The organism is Pseudoalteromonas holothuriae, from assembly GCF_945859825.1.
Classification (GTDB): Bacteria; Pseudomonadota; Gammaproteobacteria; order Enterobacterales; family Alteromonadaceae; genus Pseudoalteromonas; species Pseudoalteromonas holothuriae.
In genome coordinates this window covers 417,627-430,258 of the sequence record NZ_CAMAPC010000001.1, presented here as the reverse complement: position 1 = coordinate 430,258, position 12,632 = coordinate 417,627, and the positions used below count along the sequence as shown (strand labels likewise).

Genomic DNA, 12,632 nt, shown 5'->3' with positions numbered 1-12,632 from the left:
AGATAGGAATTACCATGACAATTAGCCAAGATTTATTCACTCGCGCCCAAGCTTCAATACCTGGTGGTGTGAACTCTCCTGTTCGTGCATTTAATGGTGTGGGTGGCACGCCGCTATTTATCACTAAAGCACAAGGCCCTTACACCTTTGATGCAGACGGCAATAAATACATTGATTACGTTGGCTCTTGGGGGCCAATGATTTTAGGCCACAATCATCCGCAAATTAAACAAGCCGTATTAGCCGCAGTAGAAAACGGCCTTAGCTATGGCGCGCCAACTGAAACTGAAATTTTAATGGCTGAAAAAGTCAAAGAGCTTATGCCTTCAATTGAAAAAGTACGCATGGTCAGCTCTGGTACTGAAGCAACCATGAGTGCAATTCGCTTAGCGCGAGGTTATACAGGGCGTGATAAAATATTAAAATTTGAAGGCTGTTACCATGGCCATGCCGACTCTTTGTTAGTCAAAGCCGGCTCTGGCGCACTTACAATGGGTGTGCCAAATTCACCAGGCATTCCTGCTGATTTTGCAAAGCATACGCTAACAGTATCGTTTAATAACTTAGATGAAGTTAAAGCTATATTTGAGCAATATAAAAACGAAATAGCTTGTATTATAGTTGAGCCAGTTGCTGGCAATATGAACTGTATTCCACCAAATGCTGGCTTTTTAGAAGGGTTGCGCAGCGTATGTGACGAACATGATGCAGTGCTAATTTTTGACGAAGTCATGACCGGCTTTAGAGTTGCACTAGGTGGCGCGCAGCAATATTACAATATTACCCCAGACTTAACATGCTTAGGTAAAGTAATTGGTGGTGGTATGCCTGTTGGTGCCTTTGGTGGTAAACAAGAAATCATGGATTACATCGCGCCTGTTGGCCCTGTATATCAAGCAGGCACTTTATCAGGCAATCCAATTGCTATGGCAGCAGGCCTTAAAGCTTTAGAATTACTCAGTGAGCCTGAACTGCATCTACAATTAGAAGCAAAAAGCCAAGCCCTATGTGCTGGGTTGCAACAAGCTGCGGATGAAGCAGGCATTGCACTGACTACAAATTATGCAGGCGGCATGTTCGGGTTTTTCTTTACCAACGCCGACAGTGTAAATAGCTTTCAGCAAGCTACCGAGTGTGATTTAGAACGTTTTAAGCAGTTCTTTCACCTAATGCTTGAAGAAGGTGTTTACCTTGCTCCTTCAGCATTTGAAGCTGGCTTTGTGAGTACCATGCATACTCAGCAAGATATTGATCACACTATTGCAGCGGCTAAGCGCGCTTTTGCAAAGTTATAATTGGTAATTCATTGCAGCTGGTACCCTCTGCTGGCTGCACTTTTCAACTTTCCTCACACATCTATTGCTTAGCTTTAAACAAATTTAAAAATATTGAACTAATATTATCTTTTAACAGGTCTATATCACTCTAACTTAAAAAGAATATGAACCCTATGCATGGACTAAAAGCTTTCTGTTCGCCTGCAATACAACTCATGGCAAACCTAAAATACAAAACAAAAATCACTTTAGTGTTTGGTATTCTGCTAGTACCACTTAGCTTAAGTTTATTTTTTCTCACCAATATTTTGTCTCACTCAATCAATATTAGTGCGCAACAACAGCAAGGGTTGAATCTTTATCCGCGCTTGCTTGAAAACATGATGCAGATGCAAGAGAGTAATAATCATGCAATTGCTCGAAAAGCGAATTATCGGATCAGTGAACAAGACTCAGTTATAGAGCAAGTGTCTATTCAATCGAAGCTGGCCATTGATGATGACCTCACTCGCTCTTATATTAACCGTGCCTTAGTTGAGTCAACACCACGTTTGGTTGAGCAAATAAATATGTTAGCTGAACAAGCCTCTTTAGTTATCAGCCAAGGTCAATTTACACCCGATAGTTTTATTGCCTTATCTAATCTCAATAAAGTACTTCTGACATTTTATCAGCAGCTTCATACCAAGCTAAATGTCGCAATGAGTAATAATTCACAAACCAAAAGTCAGTTGCAACAACCGATTACGCGCTTACAATCGAGCCTAACTCGTTACCAAAGTAGCATTAAGCAGAATTTGTTAGACCCTGATCAATTACAGCTTTCAAATTCACAATTCAAACAAATTCACCAAACCGTCATAAATGACGTTGCAACACTCATCGCTCAAGCAACTCCTTTGCTGGACCAATTGCTCGCACAGAAGATTTCAAGGCAAACTTGGATAAGAAATGGCGTGGCTATTGCTTCAGCACTGAGTTTACTACTGGCCATTTATCTCATGTTTGGGTTTTATTTTGCTGTTGTAGGCAGTATTTCTAATTTTTCTGATGCAGCATCACTGGCTGCTCAAGGAGATTTACGCGCTAAAGCAACCCCTAATGGCAAAGATGAAATGACCATTATTGTGGCACAATATAACAAAGTGCTCACCGCATTTATTGCACTGCTACAAGAAGTAAGTACCACCAGCGTTGACCTTGACAGCGCAACAGCTAAACTCAGCCAGATTAGCCAAGATACGCGCGGTGATGTCGATCAACAGCAGCATAAAATCAGCACCATTCATGGTGCACTCAGTGAAATGGCTCAGGTTGCTGATTCAGTTGAAAGCTCAGCACAACACGCCACTGAACTGGCAAGCACAGCTGCGATACAAGTAAAGCAAAGTTCAGACAACACCACCGAACTTGCTAATCATATGACCGTATTACAAAAAGAATTTGAAGAGAGTCGTATTGCATTAGACAGACTTGCCCAAGATAGCCAAAACATCAGTAAAGTAAGTGCCGCAATCAGCGAAATTGCCGAACAAACCAACTTATTAGCACTCAATGCCGCTATTGAAGCAGCACGTGCTGGTGAGCAAGGCCGTGGCTTTGCGGTTGTTGCAGATGAAGTACGTACGTTAGCGAAAAGAACACAACAACAAACTGAAGAAATACATACTATTATTAATTCATTACAACATGCATCTAACGACACGCAAACAAAAATGCGCAGCAGTGTTGAAAAAATGGAACAAGGGGTGAGTGCTGCAGAGCAAACTAACCAAGTCCTTCAGTTAGCACAACAAAGCATGGTTAACATTGATGAGCAAGGTGCTCATATTGCACAACTTGTACAACAGCAAACTCAAGCGACGCAACAAGCCCTTAGTGATGCAGGCGAGATAAATAGCCTTGCAGAGCATACGCTAAGCTCTGCAGTAGCAACTGAAGAAGATGCACACAAACTCGCTACTATGGCTCAACACCTGCAAGCAGCGATGAGTCAATTTAAAACGTAGACTAATCACATGATGGTCGGGGTTTAAACTCACTCGTACGCATAGGTAATTGAATCACTTTTCCGCACCCTGGTGGTGCTTGTTTACCTGTTAATGTATTGACAAATGCCCAACGAATACTCGACGGGCGTTTATCTGCTATCGCTTGTGGGTTAAGAGGCTTTAAGTAACGAATGTAAAGTTCAAGCGCACCACTGGCACCTGTTAACCCCGTAGATTTGTTATCATCTCTACCTAACCATGTGACCGTTACTGTATTGTGGTCAAAGCCTGCAAACCAGCTATCTCTCAAGTCATTACTAGTGCCTGTTTTGCCGGCTAATTGGATTGACGGAAAATGCTGATTTAAGCGTTTTGCAGTGCCTTCTTTAGTCACTTTTTTTAGCCCAAACTTGGTCATATAACTGGCCTGTTCACCAAAGCGCTCACGATTTATTACATCTTGCTCATACAATACTTTACCTGTGGCATTGGTCATCGCAGAGATAGTAGTAAGTCGTCTATAAACGCCATTTGCAGCTAACGTCGTATACATTTGTGCTACCTCATAACTTGAGAGCTCTAAGGCACCTAGCAGCAATGATGGATATTGATTAATGTGCGACTCAATACCTAGTTTTTTCAGTGTCGAAGCGACATTATGTACCCCCACATCAAGCCCTAAGTTTACAGCAGGTATATTAATACTCTTACTAAACGCCTGATAAAGAGGTAATACGCCTCGAAATTTGTGGTCAAAATTCTCTGGACGCCAAACATCCCCAGATTCATCGGTCACTTGCAGTGGCCCATCTTCAAGTAATGTACCTAGGTGATACTGTGGTTTCTCTAATGCGGTTAAATACACTGCAGGTTTAACTAAAGAGCCGATATTGCGTTTAGTATCTAAAACTCGATTAAAACCACTGTAGCGCACATCTCTGCCTGCGACTAAAGCGGATACCCCACCCTTTTCAACATTTACAGAGATCATTGCGGCTTCTAGGTTTTTGGTTGTAAAGCGACGTTCTAAATAAGGTAGCCCTTTGCTCACCGCTTTTTCCATAGCTGCCTGTTTTTGCAAATCAAAATAAGTAAATATGCGTACCCCAGCATTAATAATTTCTTGATTAGTCAATAAGCTTTTTAGCTCTCTATCAACCAGCTCTAAATAACCCGGATAACTTTGCTGGCGACCTTTGTTTAACGGCTCAATTGTAATTGGTCGCACCAATGACTGACGTAACTCTTTACTAGAAATATGACCTTGCTCTGCCAGCAGACGTAATACTAAATCTCTGCGCTCTTGCACACGTTCCGGGTAACGCCTTGGGTTATAATAAGAGGGCCCTTTGACCATCGCAACCAGCATCGCAATTTGATCAAACTCAAGTTCATCGACGGGCTTAGCAAAATAGAACTCGGCAGCGAGCCCCATACCATGAACACCTTGGTTATAGGCTTGCCCCATGTACACTTCATTTAGATATGCTTCTAAAATTTCCTCTTTGCTATAACGATAATCTAATATCAAAGCAATAAAGGCTTCATTAATTTTCCTAACCAGTGAACGTTCCCGCGTTAAATAAAAGTTTTTTGCTAATTGCTGCGTTAATGTACTACCACCTTGCACGGTGCGGCCAGCTTTTAGGTTAGTGTATAAGGCACGTAAAATTGACCACCCAGAAACCCCATGGTGATTGTAAAACTCTCTATCTTCAACTACTAGTAGGGCTTGTTTTAGCATATTTGGGAACTTATCTAGCGGTAAAAACTCTCTATCTTGTTTTGACTCGTTGCCAATTCGCGCTATTTGAACAGGCTCCAAACGTGCTTGCTCAATACGCCGACCACTGTTATCAACAATACTCGCTAAGCGCTTCCCTGCAAAATTTAAGGTAAATATTTGCCCTGACTGCGCACCATTATAAAACTCAAATGCTCGGCGGTGTATTTTAATGGTGCGCCCTTGCAGCACATACTGCCCCGTGCGGCTAATATGATTCACTTGAGAATAGTTAAGACGCTTTAACTCCCAAAGTACTTCTTTTTCTGATAAAAACTGTTCGGGATAAAAATTCATAGCACGCGCGTAAACTTGAACTGGCAGCTGCCACTTGCTGCCTTCAAACTGGCGAGTGATTTTTGCGTCAAGGTAAATCACATAAAAACTTACGATAACCAAAAGAGCTAAACACCCTTTATAAAAAAATCGCCAACAAGTTTGCAATACACGTTGTTTAAATGCCCCAAAACGAGATTGTGGCACAGTCTTTTTGGTCTTATTATTTTTAGCTGAGCTACTTTTTGTACGAGACGGTTTAGGCGAGGTACGAGTGGGCTTTTTCTTTGTTTTGATTGTGTCATTATTGTTTTTATCTACCATGCCACTGCTTACAAACTTCTAAGTTAAATATTCCAGATCATAGAGTACCTTAGATTAACTGAGCCTGAAAGAGAGCGGGCCAAATTGGCCCACTCAACAACCACTATTAGAGACAATGTACTCATCCACTATTGGCTACGTACCGAGACAAACTCAGGATAAGCATCTATCCCACAGTCATGCTGGTCCATACCGCTAATTTCTTCTTCTGCACCAACACGAATACCCACCGTTTTCTTAAGTAGCGCCCAAACCAAGTAAGACGCAAAAAATACAAACCCAAGGATACATGCAAGGCCAATAAACTGATTTACAAAAGTCGCATCTGTGTTTGATAACGGCACTAACATAACACCTAACATTCCACAGGTGCCGTGCACTGAAATAGCACCCACAGGGTCATCTATTTTAGCTTTGTCTAAAAATACAATACTAAATACCACCAAAGAGCCTCCTAACGCACCCAATAAACAGGCCATTAAAGGCGTTGGTGACGCAGGTTCTGCCGTTATCACAACCAATCCTGCTAATGCGCCATTTAATATCATGGTTAAATCAGCTTTACCCCACAAAGCTTTACATACTAGCAATGCCGCTATTGCACCCGTTGCTGCTGCAGCATTCGTATTAAGTAAAATTTGACTAACTGCTACAGCGTTTGATTTATCGGCTAAGAATAACTGTGAACCACCATTAAAACCAAACCACCCCATCCAAAGTATAAACGTACCAAGTGTTGCCAGCGGCATGTTAGAACCTGGAATTGGATATATTTCACCATTTTTACCATACTTTCCTTTTCGAGCGCCTAACAGAATAACCCCTGCTAGCGCTGCTGCTGCACCTGCACCATGCACAATTGCTGAGCCTGCAAAATCCACAAAACCTAATGCAGATAAAAAGCCACCTCCCCATGTCCAATAACCTTCAATCGGGTATATAAAACCAGTTAAAACTACAGTAAAAGCTAAAAATGCCCATAATTTCATACGCTCAGCTACGGCACCAGATACAATTGACATGGCCGTGGCGACAAACACCACTTGGAAAAAAAAGTCTGACTCTAGCGCGTGATCCGCATCCGCAGTAGGTGATCCAATTAATGCACCAAAGCTGGGCACTATGCCTCCTTCGGTATTTCCCACATACATAATGTTGTAACCTACTAACAAAAACATCGTACAGGCTATCGCATACAAGGTAATATTTTTCGTTAAAATTTCGGTGGTGTTTTTTGAACGAACTAATCCTGCTTCTAACATGGCAAACCCAGCCGCCATCCACATAACTAGCACGCCAGAAATTAAAAAGTAAAAGGTATTGAGAGAAAATTTGAGTTCTATTATTGCGTTTTCCATTACATTGGCCCCTTAAATCGCTTCTTCATCTAATTCGCCGGTACGGATCCGCACGATTTGGTCTAAGTCATATACAAAAATTTTGCCATCACCAATTTTACCAGTACTGGCAGCTTTGGTTAGTGTATCCACAACACGCTGTGTATTCTCACTGCGAGTGGCGATCTCTAATTTTATTTTTGGAATAAAATCAACTTGATACTCAGCTCCACGATATAACTCAGTGTGACCTCGTTGACGGCCGAAGCCTTTCACATCAACTACAGTCATGCCTTCAACACCCAAATCAGCCAGCGCTTCTCGAACTTCATCCAATTTAAATGGTTTTATTATTGCACTTATCATTTTCATTGTTGGTCCCCTTAGGACAGGTTTATCCTGTTAGTTACCTAATCCAACCTTCATGCCATAAAATTAAATTAATGAATTTCATAATGTTACAAAATGAGCATTCAATAAAGAAAGCATAAATGCACCACTTGAGTGCATTTATATTCACACTGTTCATAGATGGTGCAACTACTCTATTACTGCTTTTTTACAGCAACCACTTGCTTCACAGTATTGATATGCGCCAATTATCTCGCTATTTGTGGTTTTTGACTCATACCCTTTGAAAGTTGTGCAAAAAACAACTGTAATGTTATAAATTTATTCATTGGGGAAAATCATGAGCCTAAGTAAGTTGCTGACAGTTTGTGTTATTGCAATTAGCCTTAACAGCACAGCAGCGGAACATAGCCGCACCATCGATATTGACAGTAAGGTGGTTAGTAATCATCGTGCGACCATCAACGGCGAACGTATCAACTACAGTGTGACATCTGGCACACAGCCAGTTTGGAATGAAGAGGGTGAACCAACTGCAACGCTATACTACAACTACTATAAAAAAGATAAAGTAGATGATATCAGTAAGCGCCCACTATTAATTTCATTTAACGGTGGGCCGGGCTCTGCTTCAGTTTGGATGCATATTGCCTACACAGGACCTCGTATCTTAAAAATAGATGACGAAGGTTACCCTATGCAGCCTTATGGGATGAAAGATAACCCACACTCAGTGCTTGACGTTGCCGATATTGTCTTTGTAAACCCAGTAAAAACGGGCTATTCACGCATTTTACCTAATAAAGACGGGAAAATGCCCAGTGCTGATGAACAAAAGGCGCAGTTTTTTGGTGTGAATGCCGATATAAAATACCTAGCTGATTGGATTAATACCTTCATTACTCGCAATAACCGCTCGTTATCACCTAAGTTTTTAATTGGTGAAAGCTATGGCACAGTTCGCGTTTCAGGGCTTGCTAAAGAATTACAACAAGCACATTGGTGGTTTTTAAACGGTGTTGTTTTGGTATCCCCTACTGATATTGGTATCAAACGCGATGGCCCGGTCAAAGCCGCAAACCGTCTACCCTACTTTGCAGCAACGGCGTGGCATCACAAAGCACTACCAACGCAATTACAGCAAAAAGACCTAAACGAAGTACTCGCTGAAGTAGAAGCTTTTACTATTAACCAATACTTACCTGCATTGGCTAAAGGCGCATTCATTTCGCCAAGCGAGCAGCAAGAGATTGCACAGCGAGTTGCACATTATAGTGGCCTGTCTAAAGCATTTGTTATGCGCAGTAATTTAGATGTCAGTAATAATGCATTTTGGAAAGAGCTACTTCGCGATAAAGGCTATATTTTAGGCCGATTAGATTCTCGCTATCTAGGTATCGACAAAAAAGAGACCGGCGATAAACCTGATTATTACCCTGAATTAAGTGCTTGGTTGCATGCATTTACACCTGCTATTAATCATTACCTTCGTGAAGAATTAAATTACAAAACAGATATACAATACAAAATGCTCGCTAATGTATACCCTTGGGATCGCAGTAAAAACAACACTGGTGAACAATTACGTGAAGCGATGGCTGAAAACCCCTATTTAAACGTACTGGTACAAGCAGGCTACTATGATGGTGCAACCAACTACTTTGATGCTAAATATACTATGTGGCAATTGGACCCTAGTGGCAAAATGCGTGACCGTTTAAGCTTCAAAGGATATCGCTCTGGTCATATGATGTATCTGCGTAAAGAAGACCTAAAGACCTCAAATGATGATTTACGCGAATTTATTAAAGCATCGTTAAAAAGCCAAACACACTCAGCAAAATATTAATCACCTTCAGATTTAGTGCCAATAGCGACGCTATTGGCACTAAAGCATCTATACACATTGTGACTTAGCAAATGCCTTGGTAGTATCGCCCTTTTAACATCTTTAGGGGCGTAAAGATGCAAGGCACTTTAAGCAAGCTAAAAGCACAGCTTACCCAACCAATTCAATATCAATTACCCATTGGCAACGAACTTGTGGATTTGAATAACTACATGGGTAAACAAATCACACTAACTCACACTGGCAATATTTTCTGTTGTAACTGTGGGAAAAAAACCAAAAAAAGTTATTCTCAAGGACATTGCTTTGTTTGTATGCGAAAGCTTGCAAGCTGCGATATGTGTATTATGAAGCCAGAGACTTGTCATTTTGACAAAGGCACTTGTCGTGAGCCTCAGTGGGGGGAAGAGAATTGTATGATCCCCCACTATGTTTATTTAGCAAACACGTCAGGTTTGAAGGTTGGTATTACACGTCATACACAAATTCCAACTCGATGGATAGATCAAGGTGCTACCCAAGCATTGCCTATTTTTAAAGTACAAACTCGATTGCAATCAGGTTTAGTTGAAGTAGCACTGGCACAATTTATCGCAGATAAAACCAACTGGCGCAATATGCTCAAAGGTGTGGCAAGTGAAGTGGACTTAAAAGCCGCAGCAAAAGAGCTTATTCCACAAATTCAAGAAAAGTTAGACGAATTAGCTGAACTTTTTGGTGCCACGGCCATTGAGTGCCTTGATGAAGAAGTAGTAGACTTGAGCTTTCCAGTTGATCTGTTTCCAAGCAAGATCACTTCTTTTAACTTTGACAAAACCCCTGAAGTAACAGGCGTTTTGCAGGGCATTAAAGGCCAATATCTCATTTTTGATACTGGCGTGATCAACATTCGTAAATTCACTTCCTATGAAGTCACTTTCTCTTGATGATAAAAACGTAGCCAGTCATCACAACATAAAGGTTTACAATACATATAACCTTGAATGGTATTGCAGGCCAGTTTTTGTAAAAACTGGCGCTGCTCTGGCTTTTCAACGCCTTCAGCCACAACCTGTAAGTTCAGCGCCTTTGCCATGGCAATAATCGCCGCTACAATCTCGCTATTACCATATTCGTCTGGAATTTTAGCCACAAAGCTGGCGTCTATCTTTAAGGTATCTATCGGTAATTTAGTCAAGTAACTAAGTGCTGAATAACCTGTACCAAAATCATCTAAGGCAATGGAAACACCTAAGCTTTTTAACTTTTTCAGCTCACTTTTTGCATCGTGCAAATTACTGATAAAGCTACTCTCAGTAAGTTCTAGCTCAACAAAATGCCCACTCAATTGATGCTTTTTCAAGACGCTGGATACTGTCTGTGCCAACTCTCCTTGGCATAAATGCTGCGCCGACACATTAATGGCAATACGCTTAACATCGCTGCCTTGGCGACGCCAAAGCGCCATTTTTTCACACGCTTTATTAATCACCCATTGGTCTAGTTTAATAATTAATCCAAGCTCTTCAGCCAAAGGGATAAACTGCGCAGGTAAGATCATACCTAAATTTGGATCATTCCAGCGTAGTAAGCACTCTACACTCGCCACTTTGTTACTCGCTAAACATTGCAACGGCTGAAAAAACAATTCAAATTCGTCATGTTCTAAAGCATATTGAAAGCGACTTAACATGGATAAACGCTCAAGTGAGCGCGCATTCATAGATGCTTTATACAGTTGAAATGAGTTACGACCTATTTCTTTAGAGCGATACATAGCCACATCCGCGTGCTTGAGCAATGTTTCACTGTCTTCACCATCTTCTGGATATATAGCAGCGCCGAGTGACGCTGTGGCATTGACGCATATGTCATTCAGTTCAAATGCAACGCTCAATTGATTTAGCACTTTATCAGCAAAACCCACAACATCTGAGATATGATTAACTTCTGTGAGCAATACCACAAATTCATCTCCCCCTAGGCGCGCCAACGTATCGCCCTCTTCTAACATTCCTTTTATTCGCTCACTTACCTGCACCAGTAATTCATCGCCCGCACTGTGCCCTAAACTATCATTCACTTCTTTAAAACGGTCTAAATCAATAAATATCACCGCTAGTTTGTGATTGTCACGATGCGCACAGGCCAACGCCATAGATAATCTATCATAAAATAAACGTCGGTTTGGTAAACCCGTCAACTCATCAAAATAGGCCAAACGCACGATTTTCTCTTCAGCATTTTTACGTTCAGTTATATCGCTAAAAATAGCGGCATACAGCATATCATCGCTGTACGGCTCATTGATGGCTATGATAGTTAACCATTCAACATATACTTCACCGCACTTTTTACGGTTAAAGATCTCTCCTTGCCAAACACCTTTAGCTCTTAACTCTGCCCACATCTGATCATAATATTCTTTACCATGAATACCTGAGCTGAGAATACTTGGGCTTTTACCAACCACCTCATAGTCTTGATAACCTGTTAATTCACTAAAAGCGGGGTTAATTTGTAGTATTTCTCCATCTCCACGGGTGATCATAATGCCATCTAACGATGCATCAATAATACGGTTAGCAAGATAGAGGTTTTTCTGCGATTTACGCAGTGCCAAGTCTCGCTGTACAAGTACCTTCTCTAATTCACTACAATAAGCTGTTTCTATTTCGGTTAGCACATTTTTAAGAGGCAATAAACCTATCACCTTCGCTGAGCTAGGGTCTTTAACGACTAAATGGCGAATTGACTTTGCTGTCATTAGTCTATAGGCATCAAATAAGCTATCTTTTGGGCTAACTTGTAACAGCGGGTATGTTGCTAATTCCCAACATGGCATACGCCAATCAGGGTTAAGTAGCATGTAGGCAATATCTCGTTGCGTAATTATGCCATATTCCGCCAAGTTACTGTGATACACTAAAACAGCTGTAACACCACGTAAACGCATCACTTCTATTACTTTAGAAACACAATCAGTCGCTTTTAAGATAATAATATTGCGATCGTAATGATCGTCAATAGGGCGAAAATGTAAATAATGATCCAACCCTTGATTGCGGACAATATCTGATAGCGATACTACACCGACAGGCTGGTTGTGTTGATTCTTTACTAGTAAATGGCGAATACCTAGCTGATGAAACTTTATTGTGGCTTCGCTGAGGGTTTTATCGACTTGTATATCATGCACCGGAGTGGTCATAGAGGACCCTATGATGGTATTTACAAAATCAGGGTTATTAAAATTAAGCTTTACACAGTCTGACTCTGTCCAAATCCCTACTATCTGCTGCTCCTTTGTTACGAAGATTGAACTTACTCTTTGCTTTCGCATTAACCTAACAGCTGCAACTAACGGAGTCTGATGATCACAAGACAATAATTGATTAGAAAAAATATCTTTAATTTGTAATTGGCGGTTATCAGATACCATTACATATAGCCTCGCATTCTTAC

At 41.1% G+C, this 12,632-nt stretch carries 8 protein-coding genes; 4 read left to right on the top strand and 4 right to left on the bottom strand.

What is annotated here, in order from left to right; genetic code table 11:
- Positions 1-14: 14 nt before the first annotated feature.
- Positions 15-1,295 (top strand): glutamate-1-semialdehyde 2,1-aminomutase, encoded by a 1,281-nt coding sequence (hemL, locus tag OCI93_RS01795; protein ID WP_261591683.1) that lies wholly within the window; start codon positions 15-17, stop codon positions 1,293-1,295.
- Between the two features lie 155 nt (positions 1,296-1,450).
- On the top strand, positions 1,451-3,286 hold the full coding sequence (locus tag OCI93_RS01790) for a methyl-accepting chemotaxis protein (protein WP_261591682.1): 1,836 nt from the start codon (positions 1,451-1,453) through the stop codon (positions 3,284-3,286).
- Between the two features lies 1 nt (position 3,287).
- Here the strand turns inward: OCI93_RS01790 and mrcB are convergent, their stop codons facing one another.
- The 3 genes from mrcB to OCI93_RS01775 all read right to left on the bottom strand — a co-directional run bounded on the left by mrcB (position 3,288) and on the right by OCI93_RS01775 (position 7,360).
- Complete coding sequence (mrcB, locus tag OCI93_RS01785) at positions 3,288-5,651, bottom strand: penicillin-binding protein 1B (RefSeq protein ID WP_261591681.1); 2,364 nt, start codon at positions 5,649-5,651, stop codon at positions 3,288-3,290.
- 128 nt (positions 5,652-5,779) lie between these two features.
- Positions 5,780-7,009: an ammonium transporter gene (locus tag OCI93_RS01780; protein ID WP_261591680.1), complete on the bottom strand. Its 1,230-nt coding sequence runs from the start codon at positions 7,007-7,009 to the stop codon at positions 5,780-5,782.
- Between the two features lie 12 nt (positions 7,010-7,021).
- Positions 7,022-7,360, bottom strand: coding sequence for a P-II family nitrogen regulator (locus OCI93_RS01775; protein WP_261591678.1), 339 nt, complete (start codon positions 7,358-7,360; stop codon positions 7,022-7,024).
- A gap of 319 nt (positions 7,361-7,679) precedes the next feature.
- Here OCI93_RS01775 and OCI93_RS01770 point away from each other — a divergent pair, with 319 nt between their 5' ends.
- Together OCI93_RS01770 and OCI93_RS01765 are read left to right on the top strand one after the other, a co-directional pair.
- Positions 7,680-9,188, top strand: coding sequence for a S10 family peptidase (locus OCI93_RS01770; protein ID WP_261625631.1), 1,509 nt, complete (start codon positions 7,680-7,682; stop codon positions 9,186-9,188).
- Positions 9,189-9,304: 116 nt separating this feature from the next.
- Entirely contained in the window at positions 9,305-10,114 is an 810-nt protein-coding gene (locus OCI93_RS01765; protein ID WP_261591675.1) for a DUF2797 domain-containing protein, read from the top strand.
- On the opposite strand, the gene OCI93_RS01760 is transcribed toward OCI93_RS01765, so the two are convergent.
- Complete coding sequence (locus tag OCI93_RS01760; RefSeq protein ID WP_261625630.1) at positions 10,093-12,609, bottom strand: EAL domain-containing protein; 2,517 nt, start codon at positions 12,607-12,609, stop codon at positions 10,093-10,095. The two genes, OCI93_RS01765 and OCI93_RS01760, sit on opposite strands and share 22 nt — an antisense overlap.
- Positions 12,610-12,632: the final 23 nt, after the last annotated feature.

Bases quoted from the DNA above. Each gene is read 5' to 3' on its own strand.
- hemL (WP_261591683.1), top strand. From the start codon at position 15: ATGACAATTAGCCAAGATTTATTCACTCGCGCCCAAGCTTCAATACCT.
- OCI93_RS01790 (WP_261591682.1), top strand. From the start codon at position 1,451: ATGCATGGACTAAAAGCTTTCTGTTCGCCTGCAATACAACTCATGGCA.
- mrcB (WP_261591681.1), bottom strand. From the start codon at position 5,651: ATGGTAGATAAAAACAATAATGACACAATCAAAACAAAGAAAAAGCCC.
- OCI93_RS01780 (WP_261591680.1), bottom strand. From the start codon at position 7,009: ATGGAAAACGCAATAATAGAACTCAAATTTTCTCTCAATACCTTTTAC.
- OCI93_RS01775 (WP_261591678.1), bottom strand. From the start codon at position 7,360: ATGAAAATGATAAGTGCAATAATAAAACCATTTAAATTGGATGAAGTT.
- OCI93_RS01770 (WP_261625631.1), top strand. From the start codon at position 7,680: ATGAGCCTAAGTAAGTTGCTGACAGTTTGTGTTATTGCAATTAGCCTT.
- OCI93_RS01765 (WP_261591675.1), top strand. From the start codon at position 9,305: ATGCAAGGCACTTTAAGCAAGCTAAAAGCACAGCTTACCCAACCAATT.
- OCI93_RS01760 (WP_261625630.1), bottom strand. From the start codon at position 12,609: ATGGTATCTGATAACCGCCAATTACAAATTAAAGATATTTTTTCTAAT.